The following is a 24,014-nucleotide window of genomic DNA, read 5'->3' as shown; positions in this document are numbered from 1 at the left end:
TTTGGAGCTGCCCGCACATACGGGGCGCGCCGGCCGCCGGTTGGCGGGGCCGCGGATCGTCGGTTGGCGGGGCCGCGGATCGTCGGTTGGTAAGGCCGCGGGCCGTCGGTTGGTAAGGCCGCGGGCCGTCGGTTGTGGGTCGCGGATCGTTGATTGGCGGGGCGGCGGATCGTCGGTTGGCGGGGCTGCGGGCTCGGGTGGACGGCCGTGGACCGCCGTCGAGGGGCGGGCGCACCGACGGGGCAGCTCCAAAGCGTCCCAACGGGTGTACTTCACCTGACGGGCCGCCGCCCGGCCCGGTCGGCGGGGCGCACCTGACCAGGCCGGCCCGAGCACACCTCGCCCGGTCGGTCTGGGTGGCTGCGCTCCGTTCAGTCCAGCCACTCACCGCCGCGCATGACGCGGAGCACGGTGAGGTCGTCGTCGAGGACGACGAGGTCGGCGCGGAGACCGACCTGCAACGCACCGAGGCGGTCGCCCAGGCCGAGCGCACGGGCCGGGGTGGTGGCGACCATCCGGCAGACGTCGGACATGGCGATCCCGGCGGCCACCGCCTGCCGCAGCGCGGCGTCCATGGTGAGGGTGCTGCCGGCGATCGCGCCGTCCCGGGTGAGCCGGGCCACCCCGTCGGCCACGGTGACCGACTGTCCGCCCAGCTCGTACTCGCCGTCGGCCATGCCGGCGGCGGCCATCGCGTCGGTGATCAGGGCGGTCCGTTCGGGGCCGGCGACGGAGGTGGCGAAGGTGAGCATCCCGTCGTGCAGGTGCACGCCGTCGGCGACCAGCTCACAGACCACGTTCGGCGCGGAGAGCAGGGCCACCGCCGGTCCGGGCTCGCGGTGGTGCACCGGGCGCATGCCGTTGAACAGGTGGGTGGCGACGCTGGCTCCGGCGGCGATCGCCGCCCGGGTCTGGTCGTAGCTGGCGTCGGTGTGCCCGATCGCCGCGACCACCCGCTCGCCGGTGAGCAGCTTGACGGCGTTCAGCGCCCCGTCGCGTTCCGGGGCCAGGGTGACCATCCGGACCGCGCCCTCGCCGAGGCGGATCAGCTCGGTCAGTTCCTCGGCGGACGGGTCGCGGAGGAACTCCGGGTTCTGTGCCCCGCACCGGACCGTCGACAGGTACGGCCCCTCGAAGTGGATGCCGGCGAGCACCCCCTCCCGCACCAGCGGGGCGAACGCCGTGGTGGCCTCCCGCATCAGCGCGAACGGGGAACTGACCAGGCTGGCCAGCAGGGTGGTGGTGCCGTGCCGCAGGTGGAACGCGGCGGCCCCCCGGGCGGCCTCCGGGTCGCCGGTGGTGAAGGTGTGCCCCCCGCCGCCGTGGGTGTGCATGTCGACGAAGCCGGGGACGATCCAGTGGCCGTCGCGCGCCGACGGGTACTCGGCGACCGCCCGGATCTTGCCGTCATCAATCTCCACACACCCCTGGCGGATCACGCCGGTCGGGGTCACCACCTTGCCGGTCACCCGTTGGGTCATCAGGGCTCCAGAGAGTCGAGGGCGAGCAGGGCCGCACCGAGACAGCCGGCCTCGTCGCCGAGTGTGGCGGCGACCAGACGCGGCTCCCGGTGGAAGGTCATCCGTTCCCGCAGTGCGGTACGGAGCGGGTCGAACAGGTGACGTCCGGCCCGTACCAGGCCGCCGCCGAGCACCATGGTCTGTACGTCGAAGAGCGCCTGACCGGTGGCGAGCCCGTCGGCGAGCGCCTCGACGGCGCTGCTCCAGACCTCCCGGGCCAGTTCCTCGCCGGCCACGGCCCGCTCGACCACCTCGGCGGCGGTGCTTCCCGGCACGCCGGACAACTCGGCGTAACGACGGCCGATCGCGGCGGCCGAGGCCACCGCCTCCAGGCAGCCGACGCGTCCGCAGCCGCAGCGTGGGCCGTGCGGGCGTACCAGGATGTGACCGATCTCCCCGGCGGCGCCGTGCGCGCCGACGGCGGCCGACCCGTCGACCACGTGGGCGGCGGCGATGCCGGTGCCGACCGCGACGAACAGCACGTGCCGGGTGTCGTGACCGGCCCCGAGCCGGGCCTCGGCCAGGCCCCCGGCGCGCACGTCGTGGCCGAGCGTCGTGGGCAGGCCGAGTCGTTCGGTCGCCAGCTTCCGCAGGGGTACGTCCCGGAAGCCCAGGTTCGCCGACCAGACCGCCACCCCGGCGACATCGTCGATGACACCGGGTACGGCGACGCCGAGCGCCCGGGGGGCGAGCCCGTCGGCGCGGGCCCGGTCGGCGAGTCCCCCGGCGACGTCCAGGATGGTGCCCACCACCGCGTCGGGGCCACGGTCGGCACGGGTCGGGTGCCGTTCCGTGTGGACGACCGTGCCGTCCGGGCGGACCAGGGCACACTTCATCCCCGTTCCGCCGACGTCCAGTGCGACGACCACCGGATCGCCGGCCCGGCCGGCGACGGGCGGGCCTGCGGTCACGCGAGCACCACGGAGCGGGACAGGTGCCGGGGCGCGTCGGGGTCGAGGCCCCGGCAGGTGGCGAGCGCGACCGCGAAGCGCTGCGCCAGGATCAGGTCGGCCATCGGGTCCACCGGGTTCCGTCCGGCGGCCCACCGGCCGAGCACCGTGCGGCAGCCGTTGGTACGGCTGTGCACGAAGGCCGCACCGGTGGCGGCGACGTCCTCGGCGAGCCCCTCCGGGATCTCGCCGAAGGCCCAGACCAGCCGGCCGGGAGCGGCGATCGAGATCGGCCCATGCCGGTAGTCCATCGCCGGGTACGCCTCGGCCCAGAAGGTGGCCGCTTCCCGGCACTTGAGCGCCGCCTCCTGGGCCAGACCGACGGTCCAGCCCCGGCCGAGGAAGGTGGCCTGCTCCACCCGGGCCGGGTCGAGCGGCAGCGGCGCGCGGACGGCCACCTCGGCGTCGGCGGCCAGCGCGGAGACGTTGTCGCCGAGGTGGGCGCGGAGCAGGGCCAGGGCGGTGGTGGCGAACCGGGTCTGCACCACCGACCGTTCGTCGGCGAAGGGCAGGGTGACCGCGGCGTCGGCCAGGCGGGTCGCGGGGGAGTCCGGGTCGCCGACGATCGCCGTGGTCGGCAGTTGACCGCGCAGCGCGGCGAGCAGGTCGGTGACCTCGGTGGTGGTGCCGGACCGGGTGATCGCGATGAGCCGGTCGTAGCGGCGGCCCACCGGGAACTCGGAGGCCTGGAAGGCGTCGGTCTCGCCCAGCCCGGCGGCCTCCCGGCGGGCAGCGTAAGCACTGCTCATGAACCAGGAGGTGCCGCAGCCGACGACCGCCACCCGCTCGCCGGGGCGGGGCAACCGGTCGGTGACGGTCGGGGCGAGGTGCGCCGCCTCCCGCCAGCAGTCCGGCTGGCTGGCGATCTCCGCGTCCACGTACGCCATGAGAACTCCTCGCAGGGGAGACTGTGCGCAATACCGCTCGTTACGGGCATGTTTCGAGCGCCATTCTGCGCGAACCCGGGGGGTCATGGCAACCGCTTGCGCGATTGAGCAACGCATTGCTTTGCGTGCCCGCGTTTCGCGCACTACTGTGCACGCAACCAATCACGTTCCGTGCAGTCAGGGGAGGCTCCCGCGGTGGACCGGTACGCCCGATGGAACGCCCTGCTGGAGATGTTGACCGACGACGGTCGAGTCAGCGTCGAGGAGGCCGCCGGGCGGCTGGACGTCTCCCAGGCCACCATCCGCCGGGACTTCGACCAGCTCGCCCAGCAGCAGATGATCACGCGTACCCGGGGCGGTGCGGTCGCCAACGGGGTCTCGTACGACCTGCCGCTGCGCTACAAGACCGCCAAGCACTCGGCCGAGAAGCAGCGGATCGGGGCCGCCGCCGCCGCGCTGGTCTCGCCCGGCACCGTGGTCGGCCTCAACGGCGGCACCACCAGCACCGAGGTCGCCCGGGCCCTCGCCGTCCGGCCCGACCTGAACACCAGCGCCGAGGGCGCCCAGCTCACCGTGGTCACCAACGCCCTGAACATCGCCAACGAACTGCTGGTGCGGTCCCGGATGAAGATCGTGGTGGCCGGTGGGGTGGTGCGGCCGAAGTCGTTCGAGCTGGTCGGCCCGCTGGGCGGGGCGCTGCTGCGCGAGGTGACGCTGGACGTCGCCCTGCTCGGGGTGGACGCGATCGACCCGCAGCTCGGGGCCGCCGCCCACCACGAGGGCGAGGCGGCGATGAACAACCTGATGGTGGCCCGGGCCCGGCGGGTGGTGATCATCGCGGACTCGTCCAAGCTCGGCGGTCACGCCTTCGCCCGGATCTGCCCGGTGGACCGGGTGGAGACCCTGGTCACCGACTCGGGGGCCGCGCCCTCGGTGGTCGAGGAGTTCCGGGCCGCCGGGGTCACCGTCGTCTGCGCCTGATCGGTGGGGCGAGTTCGCCCGTTCGGTCGGCGTTTCCGCCCCCACTATTTCGGATAACACAGTATTGTCTCTCCCGTCATAAACCCGAGCGGGGGAGGTCGACGTGCCCGCCGTCCTGGAAATTGAAGGTCTACGCAAGACGTACAAGAGCCGGAGGCGCGGCGAGCGGCACGCGCTGGACGGCTTCGACATGCGGGTCGACGCCGGGCAGGTGCACGGCTTCCTCGGCCCGAACGGCTCCGGCAAGACCACCACCCTGCGCACCCTGCTCGGCCTGATCCGGGCGAACGCCGGCCGGATGGCGCTGCTGGGCCGGGAGGTCCCGGCCGCGCTGCCAGAGGTGGCCGGACAGGTCGGCGCGATCGTGGAGAGCCCGCAGTTCTTCCCGCACTTCTCCGCGCGGGACACCCTCGCGCTGCTCGCCGGGGCCGGGGAGGTCGCGCCCCGCCGGGTCGACGAGGTGCTGGAGCTGGTCGGGCTCCGCGACCGGGCCGGCGAGCGGGTCAAGACGTACTCGCTGGGCATGAAGCAGCGCCTCGCGGTCGCCTCGGCGCTGCTCAAGGATCCGAAGCTGCTGATCCTCGACGAGCCGGCCAACGGCCTCGACCCGGGCGGGATCCGGGAGATGCGCACGCTCATGCGCGACCTGGCCGCCTCCGGGATGACCGTGGTGCTCTCCAGTCACATCCTCGGCGAGATCCAGCTCATCTGCGACTCGGTCACCATCATCTCGCTGGGCCGCCGGGTCGCGTTCGGGCCGGTCGACGAGGTGCTCGCCCGCTACTCCGGCGGTGCGGTCCGGATCCGGCTGGAGGCGGTCACCGACCTGCCGCTCGCCGCCGAGACGCTGCGCCGCTCCGGCGTGCAGGTCACCGGGTACGACGACCACCTGATGCTGGCCGGCGTGGACAAGCCGGCCACGGTGACCCGGCTGCTCGCCGAGAACGGTCTCTACGTCAGCGAACTCGCCCCGGTCACCGCCGACCTGGAGAGCGTCTTCCTGGAACTGACCGCCACCGCGCCGGTTCCCGGCCAGCACCGCCAGGTCGACCAGTCCCGCAAGGTCGGCGGCAACACCCAGGGAGGGCGGAGCGCATGAGCCTGTACGTCACCGAACTGCGTCGCCTCGGCAAGCGCCGCTTCACCCGGTACATGACCCTGATCGGCCTGCTGGTGCTCCTCGCCGTGGCGGTCGGTACGTTCCTCACCAACCAGAAGATCGGCCCGGAGCAGCGCGCCGCCGCCGAGCGTACGGCCCAGTCGCAGTACGAGGAGCAGGTCCGGTACTCCGAACAGGAACGGGCCGCCTGTGACCGGGCCAAGGCGGCCGGAGAGCCGACCAACGGTCGGTACCCCGACGACTGCTCGGTCATCACCCCACCGACCCGCGAGTCGTTCGAGGCGCAGTGGTTCCTGCCGTCGACCTTCGACTTCCGCACCAGCTTCGGTTCGACCCTGGTCACGTACGCGGCCATCCTGGGGCTGATCGCCTTCGTGGTCGGCGCCTCCTTCGTCGGCGCCGAGTGGAGCACCGGCGGCATGATGAACCTGCTGCTGTGGCGGCCGAAGCGGCTCAACGTCCTGCTGACCAAGCTGGCCGCCCTGCTCACCGGTGTGGTGGCGGTGACCGTGCTCGGGCTGCTCGCGTGGACGGCGGCCTTCTGGGCGGTCGGCTCCTTCCGGGGCAGCACGGACAAGATGACCTCGGGCGTCTGGCAGTCCTTCGCCCTCACCGGCCTGCGCGGATTCGCGTTGGTGGTGGTCGCGGCGGTGGTCGGGTTCGCCCTGGCCTCGCTGGGCCGGCACACCGCCTTCGCTCTGGGTGGCGTGCTCGCGGTGGGCGTCGTCGGGCAGTTCGGTCTCGGCGTGGTGCTCGCCCTGGCCGACGTGAAGTTCCCCGAGGCCTGGCTGATCCCCACCTACGGCCTGGCCTGGATGGGGAAGGAGGTCAAGCTGCAGAACTACGACGCCTGCAACTTCTCCGTGTCCGGGGGCTGCGAGCCCGACGTCCTGACCATCACCTGGCAGCACTCCTCGGTGCTGCTCGCCACCGGACTGGTGCTCGCCCTCGGCGCAGCCATCTGGTCGATGCGTCGTCGCGACATCGCCTGACCGCCGCCGTGGTGCCTGCAGGGGTCCCCTGTTCATCATTTCCGGTGAGCAGGGGGCCCCTGCACCCGCCTGGTGGTAGCAGGGGACCCTTGCCGGCACCTGGGCGGTGGGCGCGTCGGACGCGCGATGCGGGGTTGGCCCAACCTGGTTACCCTGGGATTCCCCGGTTGGCGTCGCCCGGCCGGCCGCCTGCCCGAGGAGCGCCATGCAGCCGTCCGCCGACGCGTTCCCCGGCCGTGCCGACCGCACGGAGCCAGCGTCGTCGCCTCCCTCGCGCGGGGTGCCCCCGCCCCGGTCCGCCCCGGAGGTGGAGTCCCACCCGGCGGCCGGCTCGGCACAGACCCCGCTTCCCGACGACGATGGAGCCGTGCCGTCGCCACAGGATGCCGGTGGTACGGGACCTGCGGACGGACTGACCGAGCGCGAGCGGGGGATCCTCGCCTTCGAGCGGCACTGGTGGCGGCACGCCGGTGCCAAGGAACAGGCCATCCGGGACACCTTCGGCCTCTCCGCCACCCGGTACTACCAGCTTCTCAACGGGCTGCTGGACAATCCGGCCGCCCTCGCCGCCGATCCGCTGCTGGTCGGCCGGCTCCGCCGGCTGCGCTCGTCCCGGGCCCGGAACCGCCGCCGTTGACCTGGTGATGGCGGGCTGACGCCTCGTCGGGGAGCCGGTGACGCCGACCGTCGTATGCCTGCGGAATCGGGGCATGCCGGCTGGCGGGGCGGGTAGGCGGGTCCTGGTCCCGTCCGAGCGGGATCCGGGGCGACGAGGGGAGCCGCATGGCCGCAGGCTGGTACGCCCACCGTCCCGCGCCGCTGCTGGCCGCCGCGCTGGCCGGGGCACTCGCGGGCTGGCTGGCCCGGTCGCGTGTGGCGCAGCGGAGCACGGCCACGCAGACCGTGGCGCAGCGGGCCGCGCCGGAGCAGACTGCGCCGGAGTCGACCGGGGTGCGGTCGGCCGCGACCGGGCCGGCGCGGGGGCCGTCCCCGCTGCCGGAACCCGTGCCGTTTCCGGAAGGAGCGGCGGTCGACGCGCCGTACACCGCCGAGGAGCCCTACACCGGGCGGCCCCGGTACGCACCGGCGGCGCGCCCGTGGCGAAGCGACGTTCCCGGCGGCATGCCACCCTGACGGACACCAACGTCCCCGGCGGCATGCCACCATGATGGACCCGGTCCGGCCACCCACGGGGAGGACGATCGATGATGCAGGTCAGCTCCGCTTCCACGGCGGCGCCCGGCCGGTTGGAGAACGAGGACCTGGCCTTCCGCTTCGGAACCGTGGTGGGAGTGCTCGACGGCGCGACCGTGCCGGACGGCTTCGACACCGGTTGCGTCCACGGTCCGGCCTGGTACGTCCGGCACCTCGCCGCCCGGATCGGGTTCGCTGAGGCGACCCGGCCGGCCGCCACCCTGATGAGCAATCTGGCGGCGGCGATCCTCGCGGTCCGGGCCGACCACGGTGGCGTCTGCGACCTGGACCACCCCGGTACACCGTCGGCCACCGTCTGCCTGCTGCGTGACGGCGGCGACCGGGCCGACTACCTGGTGCTCTGCGACAGCCCGCTGGTGCTGGACACCGGCCGGGTGACGGTGGTCTCCGACGACCGGCTGGATGCCGCCCTGGCCGACCTGCGCGCGGTGGCCCACACCGTTCCGGTCCGCGCCGACGACCCGGCCACCCGGTTCCGTCGGGCGGTCGCCGTGCAGCGGGAACGGATGAACCGTACGCACGGCTACTGGGTGGCCGCCAGCGACCCGGACGCGGCGTACCACGCGGTGACCGGGTCGGTGCCGCTGCGCGGGCCGGACGCGCTGCGTCGGGCGGTGCTGCTCAGCGACGGCGCGTCCTGCGCGGTCGAGCAGTTCGGCCTGTTCGGCTGGGACGGCCTGTTGGACCTGGTCACCACCGAGGGACCGGGAGCGCTGATCGAACGGGTCCGGACCGCCGAGCGGGAACACCCGGACCGGTTGCGGCGGAACAAGCGTTCCGACGACGCGTCGGTCGTCCTGTGCGAGTTTCCGGAGCCGGCTGACCCCGGAGCGTGACCAGGAACACTCACCCCCGCCGACCGGCTGGTACCGGCCGGCCGGACCGGTGGTGCCCGACGGAAGGGTGGACGCCGGTCGGGTGGGGCCGGCAGACTGCGGCGCGTGGCAGGTGCTGTCCGGCTGGAGCCGGTCGACGAGCGGAACCTGGAGCCGCTGCTTTCGGTGGCCGCCGCCGAGGCGGAGCCGAGTGACGTGATGCCGCCGGTGGAGGCGCCGGCCGGCTGGTCGGCGGCTCGTCGGGAGGCGTTCCGCGAGTTCCACCGTGCCCACTTCGGTGGCTTCGACGGTCCGACCGGCACCGTCATGTTCGCGATCCTGCTCGGCGGCGAGGTCGTCGGCATGATCCGGATGGCCCGCCGGGCAGAGCCCGGCACCGTGGAGACCGGGATGTGGCTGGGGCGTTCGGCCCGCGGCCAGGGGGTCGGCGCGGCGGCCCTGCGGGAGCTGCTCAACGTCGCCGCCGCGCACGGCATGCGTACCGTGGCCGCCGAGACGACCGTCGACAACACCGGGGCCCTCGGCGTGCTCGCCCGGTGCGGCGCGAAGTTGCGCGAGGACGGCGAGACGGTACATGCGGAAATCTGTCTGGATTCCGCCCCGCCGATGCCGTAATTCGTTTTATCGGTCTTTCCGCCAGGCGCTGGGAATTATCTGGTCCCGGCTGCCCATTCGTCCGCTTCTTCCCTGGTCGGCAGGGTGGCGGGGTCGCTTTCGGTGTGCTCCGGTAATCGTGTCCCGAGGTTTTGTCTGCGGGGGTCAGGGTACTGCCGACCAGTCCGTTGAAATGGGACTGCCCGATTGGACGCGTTGTCGTGTTCAGCCCCCGGTAATTGTCATGACCTCGCGTATCGGGCTTTCGCGCTGCACCGGGGAGGTAAGGAGTGCACCATGAAGAGCGGGACACGAATCGGGCTCGCCGTCGGTCTCGGCTACGTCCTCGGCCGGCGTCGCCGGCTGCGTACCGCGCTGACTCTGGCCGCCGCCGTGGCGGCCGGACGGATGAGTCGGGACCCGGCCGGACTGCGCAAGCTCGGTGATCTCGTGCAGGCGTCGCCCCAGCTGCACAACCTGAGCCGCCTCGGGGGGCCGCTGGTCGGGGCCGGCCGGGCGGCGGCGACCGCCGCGGTCGGCAGCGGCATCGACACGGTCAGCGGCAAGCTCCGGGGCCGGGCCGACGCGCTGCGGCGGAAAGCCGGCGGCGACGGCCGTGACGGCGGAAACGGCGGTGATGGGGAAGACCGCAGTGACGGCGGCGACGACCGTGACCGTGGTGACGCGCGTGACCGTGCCCGTGACCGTGGTGACAAGGGCGGGCAGCGCGACAGTCGCGGACAGCGCGACTCCGGCGACGCTGCCGGGCAGCGGGGGTGGTGACCATGTCGGTCCCCTCGAACCCGGGCCTGAACCTGCGCGGCAGGCTGCGCGACCAGTTGCTGCGTGACGCGCGGGACCTGGTCGGGGCGATCGGCGAGCGGGCCGTGTCCGTGGTGACCGAGCGGGTCACCGGCGCGACCGGCCGGCTCAGCGACTACGCGAAACAGGGAGGCGGACCGGGCCTGATCGCGGCGGCGACGGGTGCCCAGGGACTCGCCGAGGGCAAGTCGCCGCTACGGGCGATGGTCGGTGCCGGTCTGGCCGGCGGTAAGGAGAAGGTGATGGCGGCCATCGGCGCCCGGGGCGGCAGGAACCGGGGCGGGAAGAACAAGCTCAAGGTCACCAACATCGTCGAGACGATCGAGGTCGGCGTCCCGCTGCGGGTCGCCTACAACCAGTGGACACAGTTCGCCGACTTTCCGAGCTTCATGAAGAAGGTCGAGAACGTCGACCAGGAGTCCGACGAGAAACTGACCTGGAAGGCACAGGTCCTCTGGTCGCACCGGACCTGGGAGTCGACCGTCGTCCAGCAGGTGCCGGACTCGCACATCCACTGGCGTTCCAAGGGCGAGAAGGGCTCAGTCGACGGGACGGTCAGCTTCCACGCGGTGGCACCGGACCTCACCCGGATCCTGGTCGTGCTCGAGTACCACCCGCAGGGCCTCTTCGAGCGCACCGGCAACCTCTGGCGTGCCCAGGGTCGCCGGGTGCGTCTCGAGCTGAAGCACTTCGTCCGGCACGTGATGACCCAGACCGTCCTGGACCCGGACCAGGTCGAGGGCTGGCGTGGCGAGATCCGCGACTCGCGGGTGGTCCGGGACCACGAGACGGCGCTGCGCGAGGAGCAGGAGCGCGCCGAAGCCGAAGCTCAGGGGCGGGAGCCCGAGGAGCCGGAGGAGGGTGAGGAGCCCGAGGAGGGCGAGGAGCCGGAGGAGGCTCCCCGTCGGCGGGGCCGTCCCGCCGGCCGTGCCCGCCGTCCCGCACCGCGTCGTCGCCCCGCCGAGGAGGAGTACGAGGACGAGTACGACGAGTACGACGAGGAGCCGGAGGACGAGGAGCCGGAAGAGGAGGAACCACCGCGCCGGCGGCGGCCGGAACGGGCCGGTCGTCCACAGCCCCGTGAGGAAGGGCGTTCCCGCGAGGAGGGGCGTTCCCGTGAGGAGGGGCGTTCCCGTGAGGAGGGGCGTTCCCGTGAGGAGGGGCGGCCCCGCCCGGCTGCCCGGCGTACCTCGGAGGGACCCCGCCGGCCCGTGGTCCGGCGTCGGCGTGAGGAGCGGGACGAATGAGCAGCGGACCGGGCGGGGGTGCCGCGCTGGACCGGGGCACCACGTCGAGCCTGGCGGACGTGGTCGAGATGGTCCTCGACAAGGGCGTGGTGATCGACGCCCAGGTGGTCATCGGGGTGATCGGCATCCCGCTGCTGGAGATCAACGCGCGGGTGGTGGTGGCGAGCGTCGAGACGTATCTGCGCTTCGCCGAGGCGGTCGACCGGCTGGACATCACGCCACGCGGCAAGTCGGGCCTCGGCGGGGCGGTGGAGAACGTCACCGACGCGGCCAAGGGGATCACCTCCGGGCTCGGTGAGACCGTCCAGGGCCTCGGCGGAACGGCCGGGGCACTCGGCGGTGCCGGCGGTGCCGGCGGAGACGAGGACGAGGACGACTACGACCGGGACGACGCCGGTGCCGGCCGGGACCGGGAAAGCTCCTCCGGTCGTCGCCGGGCGGCCCGACGGAACGGGGGACGTTGACATGGCCGGGCAGAGCGGGACGTTCGTCTACGGCATCGTCCCGGCGGACGTGGAGCCGACCGAGGACGCGGTCGGCGTGGGCGACCCGCCGGGCGAGGTGACCGCTGTGGTCCACGGTGAGCTGGCCGCGCTGGTCAGCGAGGTGGACCTGGAGCAGCCGGTGGGCCGGCCCGTGGACCTGACCGCGTACCAGGAGCTGCTGGACGGGACGGCGGCGGTGGCCCCGGTCGTGCCGGTGCGGTTCGGCACGGTGGTCACCGGCACCGACGCCGTGCACGACCTGCTGGACGCCCACCGGGACCGGTTCCGGGCCGCCCTCGACGAGCTTGAGGGACGGACGCAGTACACCGTGCGCGGCCGTTTCCACGAGTCGGAGCTGATCAGCGTGCTGCTCGCCGAGAACCCGGGCGCGGCGCAACTCGCCGAGCAGGTGCGGGGGCAGCCGGAGACGGCCAGCCGGGAGCAGCGCATCCGGCTCGGGGAGATCATCAGCCAGGCGGTGGAACTGCGTCGGGAGGCGGAGACCCGCGAACTGGTCGACGTGCTCGGCCCGGTGGCGGTGACCAGCACGGTCCGCCCACCCGGGCACGAGATGGACGCGATGCACGTGGCGTTCCTCGTCGACGTCGACCGGGCGGACGAGTTCGCGGCGGTGGCGGAGGAGTTCGCCGGCCAACGCCGGGAACTGGTCCGGATGCGGCTGCTCGGCCCACTCGCCCCGTACGACTTCGTCGACGCCCACCACCTGGCGGGGTGAGCGGTGGAGATCCTGTGGTCGTTGCTGACCCTCCCGTACGCGCCGGTGCGCGGGCTGACCGCGGTGCTCAAGGTGGTGGCCCGGGAGGCGGAGGCCCGGCGGCGCGACCCGGTCCACGTCCGCCGTGAGCTGGAGGAGATCGACGCTGCTGCGGCAGCGGGTGAGCTGACCGACGAGGAGCGGAACCGGTTGCAGCAGGAGGTGCTAAGCCGGCTCGTCCCGGCCGGGCCGAGCGGCGGACCGGGCCGGCCGACGCGAGGGAGGTGAGCGAGGGTGCGGACGCAGCGGAGCCGAGCGGGGGCCCGGTCTGCGGATCAGGGCCGGCGCGAGCAGGCCGACGACCGGTACGCGGAGGACGACGACCGGTACGCCGACGACGACGATTACTCCGACGACGAGTCGTACGACGAGGAGGAGGCGGTCGAGCCGATCCCGGCCGGCGAGGCGGCCCGGGAGGGGCTGCGGCAGGTCAGCCGGCTCACCGGCCGGGACCCGTCCGGGGTGACCTCGGTGCAGCCCAACGGGAACGGCTGGCGGGTCGGGGTGGAACTGGTGGAGGACCACCGCATCCCGGCGTCGACCGACCTGCTCGGCCTCTACGAGGTCGACCTGGACGCCGACGGTGAGGTGCTCTCCTTCCGGCGGGTCCGCCGCTACCAACGTGGCAAGGGCGAGGTGGGCTGAGATGACCATGGGACAGGTCCCCTCGGTGGTGCAGAACTCCGGGCAGGTGCTCCCGGCCGGGCACGACCCGGCGAACCTGGGCGACATCCTCGAACGGGTGCTCGACCGGGGCATCGTCATCGCCGGTGACATCCGGGTCAGCCTGCTCGACATCGAGCTGCTGACGTTGAAGCTGCGTCTGGTGATCGCCTCGGTCGACACCGCCCGGCAGATCGGCATCGACTGGTGGGAGCACGATCCGTGGCTCAGCTCCCGGGCCCGTCCGCCGGTCGAGCCGGGGCCGCGTGATCCGGAGGAGGTCGAGGCCGAGCGACGACCACGGATCGCCGCGCGGAGCGAGCGTCTGGGGGAGCGGGATGGGGCCTGATCCGGTCGTCACGACGGCACCCGCCGGCACCGGCACCTGGCTGCACGGCATCATCCCGGCGTCGGTCACCGGGGCGCTGGCTCCGGTCACCGGACTCGCGGACACTCCGGTGCGGGTGGTCCGTGGGTCCGGCCTGGCCGCCGTGTTCAGCGCCGTTCCGCTCGACGAGTACGGCGAGCAGCCGCTGCGCCGCAACCTGGAGGACCTGGTGTGGCTGGAGCGCACCGCCCGGGCCCACCACCGGGTGGTGGACGTGCTGGCCCGCACCGGCCCGGTGGTGCCGGCCCGGCTGGCCACCGTGCACACCGACGAGCGCCGGCTGGCCGGGCTGCTGCACGACCGTCGGGCCGACCTGACCGCCACCCTGGCCCGGCTCGCCGGCCACCAGGAGTGGGGTGTCAAGGGGTACGTGCTGCCCGGTGGCCCGGCCCCCGACGGCGGCGGTTCGACCACACCGCCAGCGGACGTCGGCGGCGCGGAGGACCCGACGGCGGTCGCCGGTGGCGCGGAGAACCAGGCGGCGGTCGTCGGTGGGGGCGGCCCGGCGGTGGACGCCGGTGGTGCGGGGACGCCGGCGGCCGGCGGCACCGGAGCGGGTGCCGCCTACCTGCGGCGGCGCCGGGCCCAGTTGCGGGCGCGGGAGACCGGCCAGCAGGCTGCGGCGCACAGCGCGGCGGCGGTGCACACGGAACTGGCCGGCCACGCGGCCGAGGCCCGCCGGCACACGCCGCAGGACCGCCGGCTCTCCGGCGAGTCCCACCCGATGGCGCTCAACGGCGCGTACCTGGTGCCGGTCGATGGGCTCGCCGGGTTCCGCGCGGCCGTCGCGGCGCTCGCCGCGCGCCACCCGGCGCTCCGGCTGGAACTGACCGGCCCCTGGCCGCCGTACTCCTTCATCGTCGGGCAGCCGGGGAGCTGACGTGGCCACCACCTCGCTCGTGCCGAGCAGTGCCGACGACCCGCTCACCTACCAGACGATCGCCCTGGTGGACCTGCTCGACCGGGTCCTGGCGACCGGGGTGGTGGTCAGTGGCGACATCACCATCTCCATCGCCGACGTCGACCTGGTGTACGTCTCGCTGCGCGCGCTGATCTCCTCGGTCGGCGCTCTCACCCCGCCCGAGCCGCCCGGCGGCCTCGGATGACCGCCCGCGACGAGCCCGCCGGAGCCGCCCGCGACGAGGCCGCTGGGCCCGCCCGCGCCGAGGCCGCGCCGGCCGCGCGGAACGAGGTCGCCGCGTCGACCCCACGGGACGAGGCCGCCGCGCTGGCTGCCGCGCTCGGGGAGCCGCAGTGGCGGGCACCCCGGGTGACGCCGCTGGACCGGCGGCTGGCGGTGGACCGGGACTCGGTGGAGAAGGGTCTCGCCAGCCTGGTGCTGACCGTCATCGAACTGTTGCGTCAGTTGATGGAACGGCAGGCGCTGCGCCGGGTCGAGCTGGGCGACCTGACCGACGAGCAGGTCGAGCGGATCGGGATGACCCTGATGGCGCTGGAGGAACAGATGGCCGGGCTGCGCGACCACTTCGGCCTGGCTCCCGAGGACCTGAACCTGGACCTCGGTCCGCTCGGCCCGCTGCTGCCCACCGACGGGTCGCACAGTTGACCACACCCGGCCCGGAGCTGGCCGAGCCGGTCCGGAACCAGTCGGGAGCCGGCCCGACCCCGGACCGGCGACCGGGGCCGGTCAGCCCTGGCGCTCGGCGGCGTACGCGGCGAGCCAGGCGACCTGCGCCGGGTCCAGGGACGGCCGGACCCGGGCCCGCGCCCGCTCGACGTGCGCGGCGGTGACCGTGGAGGCGGTCAGCGACTCCCGCATCGCGGCGAGTGCCGCCGCCCGGACCAGGGCGGCGCAGTCCGCCGCGGAGAAGCCGTCCAGCGACTCGGCCAGCCCGGCGAGGTCCACATCGTCGGCCAGGGGCACGTTCCGGGAGGAGGCCTTCAGGATCTCCACCCGGGCGTCGGCGTCCGGCGGCGGCACGTAGACCAGCCGCTCCAGCCGTCCGGGGCGGAGCAGGGCCGGGTCGACCAGGTCGGGGCGGTTCGTCGCGCCGACCACGACCACGTTGCGCAGCGCCTCCACCCCGTCCAGCTCGGTCAGCAGCGCGGCGACCACACGGTCGGTGGTGCCTCCGTCGGTGGCCTGCCCCCGGACGGGCGCGAGCGCGTCCACCTCGTCCAGGAAGATCAACGTGGGGGCGGCCTCACGGGCCCGGCGGAACAGCTCGCGGACGGCGCGCTCGCTCTCCCCGACCCACTTGGAGAGCAGCTCCGCGCCCTTGACCGAGAGCACGTTCGCCCGGCCCGAGCCGGCCAACGCGGTGACCAGGTACGTCTTGCCGCAACCCGGCGGCCCGTAGAGCAGCACCCCGCGTGGCGGCTGCACGCCGAGCCGGGCGAAGGTGTCCGGGTAGGTCAGCGGCCAGAGCACCGACTCGGTCAGGGTCTCCTTCACCTCGACCAGGTCGCCGACGTCCTCCAGGGTGACGTTGGCCAGCTCCAGCGTGGCGGAGGCCATCGAGGTCGGGCGGACCACCTCCAACGCGGCGGTGAAGTCGGCCATCGCCACGGTCGGCGTGTCGGTCGACTTCTGCCGCAGCGCCGCCCGTACCCCCGCCTCGCGGACCAGCGCGGCCAGGTCGGCGGCGACGAAGCCCGGCGTACGGCCGGCGACGTCGTCCAGCCGCACGTCCCCGGTGAGCGGCATCCGCCGGGTCAGTACGGTCAGCTGCTCCCGGCGCAGCGCCGCGTCCGGCAGCGGCACGGTGATCGGCAGGGAGAGCAGGTCGGGGGAGCGCAGCGCCGGGTCGACCGACTCGGGCCGGCTGGTCGTGCCGACCACCGCCGCCCCGGCCCGTACGGTCTCCGCGACGACCTGCCGGAAGACGGTGGCCAGCGGTCCGGGCTGGTCCGCCGGGGCGAGCGCCTCCACGTCGGTGACCAGGAGCACCGCCGGCCCGTCGGCGCGGGCGGCGGCGGCTGCGGCGCGCAGCTGCTCGGCGGCGGCCTGGTTGGTCAACGCTGCCAGCTCCGGTGCCCAGACCGGGTGGACCCGGGCCCGTACGGCGGCGGCGACCGCGCGGACCAGCGCCGACTTCCCGGATCCGGCCGGCCCGCTCAGCAGCACGCCGAGCGACACCGTGGTGTTCAGCTTGCCGAGCACCTCCCGGTGGTGGAACCCGAGGTCGAGCAGCTCGGTCAGCTCCTCGGCCTGGGTCCGTAGGCCGGGCAGCTCGTCGACGTCCGGCGCCTGCGCCGGGTCCGCCTCCCCGGTGGCTGCGACCGTGCCGTCGTCGTGGCGGCCCTGCGGCCACCCGTCCGGCGAACGGGAGCCGGGGAGACCTGTCGTGGGGGAGCCGGAGACGGTGGTGCGGGAACCGGCCGGGGCGGCGTTGCCGTGGGTGACCTGGCCGTGCTCCCAGCCGACGACGGTGTCCATGGTGACCAGCGAGCCGGGCCCCGGCTCGACGGCGACCACGGTGAGCAGGGCGCTCGTCCAGGCGTACCCGACGGTGTTGGCGAGGCTGCGCCGCGCGGCCTCGACCAGCGGGCGGACCGGGGCGTCCGGGCTGACGTCCTGGGGCAGCAGCGAGACGTCGTCCCCGGCGGTGACCACCTTGCCCAGCAGGGCGAGCCGGAGCATCTCCGGTGAGACGACGGCGACGATCTCCACCGGGCCGCGCAACGTCACCCGGCCGGCCGCGGTGAGCGGCATCGGGCTGAGCGTGACCTGCCCGCCGTCCCGGATGCCCAGGTTGCCGAGGATGAGGTCGTCGGCGTGGAGCAGGCCGGTGCCGGCACCCGGTTCGGCCCTCGCCGCGATTCCGGCGGTCTGCCGCCGACCGGTCAACCGGACCGGGTCGCCGGGACGCAGGGCCAGCGCGGTGAGCACCTCCGGGTGCAGCCGGACGACGCCCCGCCGGGCGTCGAGCGCCGCCGGTCGCAGGCTGGCGATCAGGGTGAGTTCGGGTTCGGCCACCCGCCCGAGGGTAGCCGCCGCCGCCCAGGTCGGCGCGGGTCGGGCGGCATTCGCGTGGCCGACGTGACGTGGGTGCGGACGTCCGGGGTGGCCGACGTGACGTGCGTGCGGACGTCCGGGGCGGCCGTCGGAACGTGGGGTGCTCGGGGTCGTCGGGTCGGTGGTGGTGCGGACCACCGACCCGGCGACCGGTCCGAGGAGGCGCGGCGGGTGGGGTCGGGCACACGCCCGATCCGGTCCGGTGCACCGGACCGGAAATCTACCCGCAAGGCTGGACGCGCTCCCGCCCCTGACCGGGCCGCGTCCACCGGATCCGGCCAGTCCTGTCGGACCGTCATGATCCTGTGACGGTGCGTGAGAAACGTGCGGAGACATGGCGGCTCTCACGAGGTTCCGGGGGAAGGTTCCGAATTCACGTGATACGAATTCAGAACGCCGGATTTCGCCGAGGGATGCGCGGTCGACCATCCCGCACCGCCGATCGGCCGACCCGGACGGCCGTACGGACTATCTCAGCCAACGCTCAGGATCAACGCCGTACCGTGATCCCCATGCCAACCCTGACGGTCGCGCGGCTCCGGCGTGCCCTCCCCACCGGTCGCCGGCTCGTCGCCGCCTCCGTGGCGACCGCACTGGTCGCCGCCGCCGTCGGTTGGGCGGTGTGGCCGGAGCGTCCCACCTACACGACCGAGTCCGCGCTGCTGACCGTCCGCTCCGGGCCGTCCGGCGACGAGCCGGTCGACCTGGACACCACCTTCTACCTGCCGGAAGGGGCCTCGGCCGAGAGCCGGGTGCCGGCGGTGCTGCTGGCGCACGGCTTCGGCGGTACGAAGGAGACGGTCCGCGCCGACGCCGAGGAGATCGCCGGCCGGGGTTACGCGGTGCTGACCTGGACCGCGCGCGGCTTCGGCCGCAGCGGCGGCCAGATCCACCTGAACAGCCCCGACCACGAGGTGCGCGACGCGCAGCGGCTGCTGGACTGGCTGGCCGCCCGGCCGCAGGTGCGCACCGACGCCGCCGGTGACCCGAGGGTCGGCGTGGTCGGCGGTTCGTACGGCGGCGGGCTGGCGCTGCTCCTCGCCGCTCAGGACCAGCGGGTCGACGCGATCGTGCCCATGATCACCTGGAACGACCTGCCCCGGGCGTTCCTGCCGGAGAGCACCGGTCGCCCGGCGACCGAGGGGGTCTTCAAGAAGGGCTGGGCGGGGATCTTCTTCGGCAGCGCGGGCGCCGCTCCCGCCGGCCTGACCGGCCCTCCCGGCGGCGGGGGGAACGACGAGGAGGAGAGCGGGGACGAGGGTGGCCAGCCCAACGGGTCGACCCGGAACACCCCGGGCGGGCCGGCGGTGTCCGGCTCCCCGTCGGTCGGTGGGGACCCCGCCTGCGGCCGGTTCGCCGCCGACGTCTGCGCCGCGTACCTGCGCATCGCCGCGACCGGCCGGGGCGACCAGGCCGCCGTCGACCTGCTCCGCCGGTCCAGCCCGGCGACCGTGCTGGACCGGATCGAGTCGCCGACCCTGCTGGTGCAGGGCACCGCGGACAGCCTCTTCCCGATCGCCGAGGCCGACGCCAACGCGCGCGGCATCGCCGCCAACGGCACGCCGGTCCGGGTCGCCTGGTTCACCGGCGGGCACGACGGCGGCGACGGCCCGGAGACCGACTCGGACCGGGTGAAGTTCCTGACCGTGCAGTGGCTCGACCACTACGTGGCGGGCACCGGGGACGCGCCGGGCGACGACTTCACCTGGTCGCGGATCGCCGGCTTCGACGCGCTCGACCGAGGGCTGGTGGCCACCGGCTACCGGACAGGCGACTACCCGGGCGTCGGCGGCGACGATCGCCGGGAGGTCGCTGTGACCGGCCCGGCGCAGCCGATCGCCAACCCGCCCGGCGGCAACCCTGCGGCGATCTCCTCGTTGCCGCTCGCCGGTTCGTTCTCGTCGCTGCTCGACGGCGTCGCCGGTGACCTGCCCGGCCAGCACGCCCGCTTCGAGTCCGCGCCGCTGGACGGGGCGGTCGACGTGGTCGGCGCACCCACCGTGAGCATCCGGGCCGCCTCCCCCACCGGCGAGGCCGTCCTCTTCGTCAAGCTCTACGACGTCGCCCCGGACGGCACCGCCACCCTGCCCAGCGGCCTGGTCGCCCCGGTCCGGCTGAACGGTCTGCCGGCGACGGTCGAGCAGGCCCGGCCGGTCACCGTCACCCTGCCGGCGATCGTCCGCCGGATCGAGGCCGGCCACCGCCTGCGGGTCGTCGTCGCGACCAGCGACCAGGCGTACGCCACGCCGGCCGAACCGACCGTTTACACCGTCGCCGTCGGGGACGGGCCGGTCGTGCTGCCCACGGTGGGCGGCGACCCGATCCCCACCGCGGCCGTCGTCTGGCGCTGGGTGCTCGCCGGGCTGCTCGCCACCATCGTGGTCGCGCTCGTCGTGCTCGTCGCCGTGCTGCGCCGCCGGCACCGCCGCCAGGACAGCTCCATCCACCCGGCGTACGCGGGCACGCCGCTGGCCGTCCGGCAACTCCGCAAGGAGTACGCCGACGGCTTCGTCGCCGTGTCGAACGTCGACTTCGAGGTGCACCCCGGCCAGGTGGTCGGACTGCTCGGGCCGAACGGCGCGGGCAAGACCACCACCCTGCGGGTGCTGATGGGGCTGACCCAACCGACCGCCGGGGAGATCTACGTCTTCGGGCATCGGCTGGTGCCCGGCTCGCCGGTGCTCTCCCGGATCGGCGCGCTGGTCGAGGGGCCGGGCTTCCTGCCGCACCTCAGCGGCCTGGAGAACCTGAAGGCGTACTGGCGGGCCACCGGGCGGCCGGAGGCGGAGGCGCACTTCTCCGAGGCGCTGGAGATCGCCGGCCTCGGCGCGTCGGTGCACCGCCGGACCAACAACTACAGCCACGGCATGCGGCAGCGGCTCGCCATCGCCCAGGCCATGCTCGGCCTGCCCGAGCTGCTGGTGCTCGACGAGCCGACCGACGGGCTGGACCCGCCGCAGATCGCCGAGATGCGCCGGGTGCTCCAGCGGTACGCCACCGACGGTCGCGCGGTGCTGGTCTCCAGCCACCTCCTCGCCGAGGTGGAGCAGACCTGCACCCACGCGGTGGTGGTCAACAAGGGACGGATCGTCGCCTCCGGTCCGGTCGAGGAGATCGTCGGCGAGTCGCCGAGCGTGCTGTTCGAGGTCAGCGACCCCGACACCGCGCGGGAGGTGCTCGACCGGCTCGACGGCGTGCGGGTGCTGCCCGACACCGAGGGCCAGCTCGTCGTGGACACCAACGGCACCGCCCGCAGCGAGGTGGTGGCCGAGCTGGTCCGCGCCGGGATCGGGGTGGACCGGGTGGTGCCCCGACGTCGCCTGGAGGACGCCTTCCTCGCCCTGGTCGGCGAGAACTCCCGGGGAAGCGGGGACCGGTGATGGAGTCTCCGGGAAGCGGGAGACCGGCGGTGGGGTCTCCGGGAAGCGGGAGACCGGCGTGGGGGGCCGAGGGAAGCGGGGAACCTGCGGTGCAGCCTCGGGAGAGTGGGGGACCGGTGATGACGAAGACGTCCGCCACGGTGGGCGCGGCCCCCGGCTACCGCCCGTCGGCGACCCTGCCGTTCCGGGCCGAGTTCCGCCGGCAGGCGTCGCGACGGCGTACCCAGCTCGCGCTCGGCTTCATGGTGCTGCTGCCGCTGATCATCCTGATTGCGTTCCAGTTCGACTCCGGTGACGACGACAACGGCGGCGGCGAGTTCGCCAGCCTGGTCGAGTTCGCCACCACCGGCGGGCTGAACTTCACCCTCTTCACCATCTTCGTGTCGGCATCGTTCCTGCTGGTCGTGGTGGTGGCGCTGTTCTGCGGGGACACCGTGGCCAGCGAGGCGAGCTGGGGGAGCCTGCGCTACCTGCTGGCCATCCCGGTGCCCCGGGCCCGGCTGTTGGCGGTGAAGCTGCTGGTCGCGCTCACCTACTCGGCGATCGCCCTGGTCCTGCTCGCCGGCACCGCCATGCTGGCCGGCACCCTCCGCTACGGCTGGTCGCCGCTGCGCAGCCTGGTCGCCGCCGAACTGGCCCCGGGCGAGGGGCTGCTGCGGCTGCTCGCCGTCCTCGGCTATCTGGCGGTGGTCATGCTGGTCGTGGCCGGCCTGGCGTTCCTGCTGTCGGTGGTCACGGACGCGGCGCTCGGCGCCGTCGGCGGCGCGGTGCTGCTCTGGATCCTGTCCAGCATCCTCGACCAGATCACCGCTCTCGGTGTGCTGCGCACCTTCCTGCCCACCCACTACAGCAACGCCTGGCTGGGCCTGCTCTCCACGCCGGTGCAGACCGACGACGTGGTGCGCGGCTGCATCTCGGCGATCAGCTACGCCACGCTCTTCTGGGGCCTCGCCTTCTGGCGCTTCACCCGCAAGGACGTCACGAGCTGACCGCCGACTCCGTCGTCGCCCGTCCGTAGGATCGCCGGGACCGCCCCTCGGGGCACCACCGCGAGCACACGGACGGACAGTGACGACGACGATGACAGGACGAACACGCACCCGGCGGCAGGCGGGGCTGACCGCGCTCTATCTCGGGGTCTTCGCGACCCTCTGGTTCAGCGTGCCGAAGGCGGATCCGCCGCTGGACACGGTGCTGGTGGTGGCGAGCGTGGCGGCCCTGCTGACGGCGCTCACCGGCGGCGTCGTCGTCGCCCGCTCGCGGGGCGCCGACGGACCGCCCCGCGACCGGGCCGCCGACCGGCGCTACCTGCTCGTCGTCGTCGTCGAGTTCGCCGCCGCCGGGTTGGGCGCGGCGCTGCTCGGGCTCGTCGGCTGGTCGGCGTTCATCCCCGTCCTGGTCAGCGCTGTCGTGGGCCTGCACTTCCTGCCACTGGCCCCGGTGCTGGGCGATCCGCTGCTGCGACCGCTCGGGCTGTCGGTCTGCCTCGTCGCGCTCGTCGGCCTGGTCGTCGGCCTCGTCTCGTCCGGACCGGTGGCCCTGGTGGTCGGCGTCGGCACCGGCCTGCTGCTACTCGGCCACGCCCTCGTCGCCCTGCTCCGGCCCCCGTCGAAAGACCCCGTCGATCATGGAGTTGGGGCACCACTCAAGCCTCACAATCGTCACTGATCACCCGCCACAACTCCGTGATCGACGGAATCTGGGGCGGTCAGTGGCAGGTGCCGGAGCCGACCTCGGTGAAGGACTGCCCGGCGATGGGCATGAACCGCCAGCGGTACTGGTCGGTGAGCAGGGTCAGCTTGAGCACCCCGTGGACGCTGCCGTTGCGGACCTCGCTGTTCGGCGCGACGTCCGGGAAGTCCGCCTGGAGCGACCGGCCGCCGGTGCCGACGACGAACTGCCGGATCCCCCGCGCCGGGTCGGCCGCCCCGGTCGGACTCTGCGGGGCGAACCGCTCGTACTGGTGGTTGTGTCCGGTCAGCACGACCTCCGCGCCGGCGTCGTAGAGCGCCTGGTACAACGGCCGCATCTCGTGCCGGGCCCGTCCGCCCGAGGCGAACAGCGGGTGGTGCCAGTACGCCACGGTGCAGCGGGCCTGGCTGGCGGCGAGGTCGGCGCGGAGCCACTGCTCCTGCCCGGAGCCGGCGTGGCAGCCGCCGATGTGGGAGCAGTTCGAGTTGAGCACGATCACGTGCCACTGGCCGCCGGCCAGGTCGTAGGAGTACCAGCCCTTGCCCGCAGGGCCGGCCGCCGCCCCGAAGTACCCGTAGTAGCCGGTCGCACCCGGCGTCAGGTACTCGTGGTTGCCCACCGCCGGTCGGGTCCGTGCCTTGTGCCGGCCCCAGGTCGGGTGGTAGCAGTTGGCGAACTCCTCGGGGGTGCCCTTCTCGTAGACCACGTCGCCCAGGGGCGTGACGACGCCCGCCTCGACGTCGAGGATGCGGGCGGTCTGCTCGTCCCGTTCGGTGCTGCAACTGGCGATGTCCCCGGCGGCGAGCAGCACCGTCTCGTCGGTGCCGGGAACACCGGTGTAGACGATGAGCTGCGGTCCCGTGGCACCGGCCTCCCGGCTGTCGTAGTAGGCGCCGTCCGGGCTGATGGAGTAGATCCCCAGGCTGAGTACGCCGTTTCCGGTCACCGCGGCGGTGACGTCGACCTCGTAGACGCTGTCGGGGCGGACCCGGCCGAAGCGGCCGAGTTCCGTCCCCGTCGCTCCGGGGCGGTCGGCGTAGGTCATGGTGCTCTCGGACCAGGCGGACCCGACCCGGTACACCTGCCCGCCGTTGGGGCTGCCGGCGTGGGAGACGTTGCTGGTCCGCACCCGGAGCCAGGCACGCAGGACGGGCGCGGTCAGGCCGCTGACCGCGAAGGCGAGGTAGGCGATGCGGTCCGGGTCGCCAGCGACCACGAGCTGCCGTTGGTCGTTGTAGTTGGTGGCCGGCGAGCTTGCGTTGACGTACGTGTCGCGGGTGGCGTGGAAGACCGTGGTGGTCACCGCCAGGGCGGGAGTCGGCACGGCGAGGGTCGCCGCCAGGACCGTGAGGACGAGTGCGCAGGCGCGGAGAGCTCTCATGCCTTCCAAGGGAGCCCGACGAGTGTCACCCGGCTGTCAAGACCGATCAACGAAGACTGATGTCTCCGTCACGGTGGTGCTGGTTCCCTGTTGACATCCGGATTCGG

The 24,014-nt window shown here is 73.7% G+C and carries 23 protein-coding genes and 2 pseudogenes; 20 read left to right on the top strand and 5 right to left on the bottom strand.

Going from position 1 to position 24,014, the window contains the following annotated elements; genetic code table 11:
* Positions 1–371: 371 nt before the first annotated feature.
* The 3 genes from nagA to ACIBJE_RS26590 are packed head-to-tail and all read right to left on the bottom strand — an operon-like array spanning position 372 to position 3,357.
* Positions 372–1,481 carry an N-acetylglucosamine-6-phosphate deacetylase gene (nagA, locus tag ACIBJE_RS26600; protein WP_396752872.1) on the bottom strand — a complete coding sequence of 370 codons (1,110 nt, stop codon included), beginning with the start codon at positions 1,479–1,481 and terminating at the stop codon, positions 372–374.
* Entirely contained in the window at positions 1,481–2,431 is a 951-nt protein-coding gene (locus tag ACIBJE_RS26595) for an ROK family protein (protein ID WP_396752870.1), read from the bottom strand. The genes nagA and ACIBJE_RS26595 overlap by 1 nt, the downstream gene beginning before the upstream one ends.
* On the bottom strand, positions 2,428–3,357 hold the full coding sequence (locus ACIBJE_RS26590) for an SIS domain-containing protein (RefSeq protein ID WP_396752868.1): 930 nt from the start codon (positions 3,355–3,357) through the stop codon (positions 2,428–2,430). The genes ACIBJE_RS26595 and ACIBJE_RS26590 overlap by 4 nt, the downstream gene beginning before the upstream one ends.
* Before the next feature lie 195 nt (positions 3,358–3,552).
* Here ACIBJE_RS26590 and ACIBJE_RS26585 point away from each other — a divergent pair, with 195 nt between their 5' ends.
* The 17 genes and pseudogenes from ACIBJE_RS26585 (at position 3,553) to ACIBJE_RS26505 (ending at position 15,042) form a co-directional block, all read left to right on the top strand.
* Positions 3,553–4,338: a DeoR/GlpR family DNA-binding transcription regulator gene (locus tag ACIBJE_RS26585; protein WP_396752866.1), complete on the top strand. Its 786-nt coding sequence runs from the start codon at positions 3,553–3,555 to the stop codon at positions 4,336–4,338.
* A gap of 190 nt (positions 4,339–4,528) precedes the next feature.
* Positions 4,529–5,437, top strand: a complete 909-nt coding sequence (locus tag ACIBJE_RS26580) for an ABC transporter ATP-binding protein (protein WP_396752922.1) — start codon at positions 4,529–4,531, stop codon at positions 5,435–5,437.
* Positions 5,434–6,450, top strand: coding sequence for an ABC transporter permease subunit (locus ACIBJE_RS26575; protein WP_396752864.1), 1,017 nt, complete (start codon positions 5,434–5,436; stop codon positions 6,448–6,450). Before ACIBJE_RS26580 ends, ACIBJE_RS26575 begins: the two co-directional genes overlap by 4 nt.
* 205 nt (positions 6,451–6,655) lie before the next feature.
* A complete protein-coding gene (locus ACIBJE_RS26570; protein ID WP_396752862.1) occupies positions 6,656–7,087 on the top strand; it encodes a DUF3263 domain-containing protein in 432 nt (143 codons plus the stop codon).
* A 146-nt stretch (positions 7,088–7,233) separates the two neighbouring features.
* Complete coding sequence (locus tag ACIBJE_RS26565) at positions 7,234–7,584, top strand: hypothetical protein (RefSeq protein WP_396752860.1); 351 nt, start codon at positions 7,234–7,236, stop codon at positions 7,582–7,584.
* A gap of 71 nt (positions 7,585–7,655) precedes the next feature.
* Positions 7,656–8,501 carry a hypothetical protein gene (locus ACIBJE_RS26560; RefSeq protein ID WP_396752858.1) on the top strand — a complete coding sequence of 282 codons (846 nt, stop codon included), beginning with the start codon at positions 7,656–7,658 and terminating at the stop codon, positions 8,499–8,501.
* A 105-nt stretch (positions 8,502–8,606) separates the two neighbouring features.
* Complete coding sequence (locus ACIBJE_RS26555) at positions 8,607–9,116, top strand: GNAT family N-acetyltransferase (RefSeq protein ID WP_396752856.1); 510 nt, start codon at positions 8,607–8,609, stop codon at positions 9,114–9,116.
* A gap of 276 nt (positions 9,117–9,392) precedes the next feature.
* Entirely contained in the window at positions 9,393–9,878 is a 486-nt protein-coding gene (locus ACIBJE_RS26550) for a hypothetical protein (RefSeq protein WP_396752854.1), read from the top strand.
* A 2-nt stretch (positions 9,879–9,880) separates the two neighbouring features.
* A complete protein-coding gene (locus tag ACIBJE_RS26545) occupies positions 9,881–11,164 on the top strand; it encodes an SRPBCC family protein (RefSeq protein ID WP_396752852.1) in 1,284 nt (427 codons plus the stop codon).
* Positions 11,161–11,364: pseudogene (gvpJ, locus tag ACIBJE_RS26540) on the top strand (gas vesicle protein GvpJ); the annotation flags it as partial. The gene ACIBJE_RS26545 and the pseudogene gvpJ (ACIBJE_RS26540), both read left to right, overlap by 4 nt.
* Positions 11,365–11,629: 265 nt before the next feature.
* A complete protein-coding gene (locus ACIBJE_RS26535) occupies positions 11,630–12,385 on the top strand; it encodes a GvpL/GvpF family gas vesicle protein (protein ID WP_396752850.1) in 756 nt (251 codons plus the stop codon).
* A 3-nt stretch (positions 12,386–12,388) separates the two neighbouring features.
* Positions 12,389–12,652: a gas vesicle protein GvpG gene (locus tag ACIBJE_RS26530; protein WP_396752848.1), complete on the top strand. Its 264-nt coding sequence runs from the start codon at positions 12,389–12,391 to the stop codon at positions 12,650–12,652.
* A 6-nt stretch (positions 12,653–12,658) separates the two neighbouring features.
* A complete protein-coding gene (locus ACIBJE_RS26525; protein WP_396752846.1) occupies positions 12,659–13,069 on the top strand; it encodes a gas vesicle protein in 411 nt (136 codons plus the stop codon).
* A 46-nt stretch (positions 13,070–13,115) separates the two neighbouring features.
* Positions 13,116–13,271: pseudogene (gene gvpJ / locus ACIBJE_RS26520) on the top strand (gas vesicle protein GvpJ); the annotation flags it as partial.
* A 154-nt stretch (positions 13,272–13,425) separates the two neighbouring features.
* Entirely contained in the window at positions 13,426–14,355 is a 930-nt protein-coding gene (locus ACIBJE_RS26515) for a GvpL/GvpF family gas vesicle protein (protein WP_396752844.1), read from the top strand.
* Position 14,356: 1 nt separating this feature from the next.
* Positions 14,357–14,581, top strand: coding sequence for a gas vesicle protein (locus tag ACIBJE_RS26510; RefSeq protein ID WP_285789379.1), 225 nt, complete (start codon positions 14,357–14,359; stop codon positions 14,579–14,581).
* The gene (locus ACIBJE_RS26505) at positions 14,578–15,042 is read left to right on the top strand and encodes a gas vesicle protein K (protein ID WP_396752842.1); all 465 of its coding nucleotides are present in this window, start codon (positions 14,578–14,580) and stop codon (positions 15,040–15,042) included. Before ACIBJE_RS26510 ends, ACIBJE_RS26505 begins: the two co-directional genes overlap by 4 nt.
* 81 nt (positions 15,043–15,123) lie before the next feature.
* Here ACIBJE_RS26505 and ACIBJE_RS26500 read toward each other — a convergent pair whose 3' ends face one another.
* Positions 15,124–17,415, bottom strand: a complete 2,292-nt coding sequence (locus ACIBJE_RS26500) for an AAA family ATPase (RefSeq protein WP_396752840.1) — start codon at positions 17,413–17,415, stop codon at positions 15,124–15,126.
* 551 nt (positions 17,416–17,966) lie between these two features.
* Here ACIBJE_RS26500 and ACIBJE_RS26495 point away from each other — a divergent pair.
* The 3 genes from ACIBJE_RS26495 (at position 17,967) to ACIBJE_RS26485 (ending at position 22,502) form a co-directional block, all read left to right on the top strand.
* Positions 17,967–20,834: an alpha/beta fold hydrolase gene (locus tag ACIBJE_RS26495; RefSeq protein WP_396752838.1), complete on the top strand. Its 2,868-nt coding sequence runs from the start codon at positions 17,967–17,969 to the stop codon at positions 20,832–20,834.
* A 119-nt stretch (positions 20,835–20,953) separates the two neighbouring features.
* A complete protein-coding gene (locus tag ACIBJE_RS26490; RefSeq protein WP_396752835.1) occupies positions 20,954–21,823 on the top strand; it encodes an ABC transporter permease in 870 nt (289 codons plus the stop codon).
* Between the two features lie 91 nt (positions 21,824–21,914).
* Positions 21,915–22,502: a hypothetical protein gene (locus tag ACIBJE_RS26485; RefSeq protein ID WP_396752833.1), complete on the top strand. Its 588-nt coding sequence runs from the start codon at positions 21,915–21,917 to the stop codon at positions 22,500–22,502.
* A gap of 40 nt (positions 22,503–22,542) precedes the next feature.
* Here ACIBJE_RS26485 and ACIBJE_RS26480 read toward each other — a convergent pair whose 3' ends face one another.
* Positions 22,543–23,907 carry a DNRLRE domain-containing protein gene (locus ACIBJE_RS26480; protein WP_396752831.1) on the bottom strand — a complete coding sequence of 455 codons (1,365 nt, stop codon included), beginning with the start codon at positions 23,905–23,907 and terminating at the stop codon, positions 22,543–22,545.
* Positions 23,908–24,014 lie beyond the last annotated feature (107 nt).

This window comes from Micromonospora sp. NPDC050187 (assembly GCF_044459745.1).
In the GTDB taxonomy this organism is placed as follows: Bacteria; Actinomycetota; Actinomycetes; order Mycobacteriales; family Micromonosporaceae; genus Micromonospora.
This window is presented reverse-complemented; position numbering and strand designations above follow the sequence as displayed.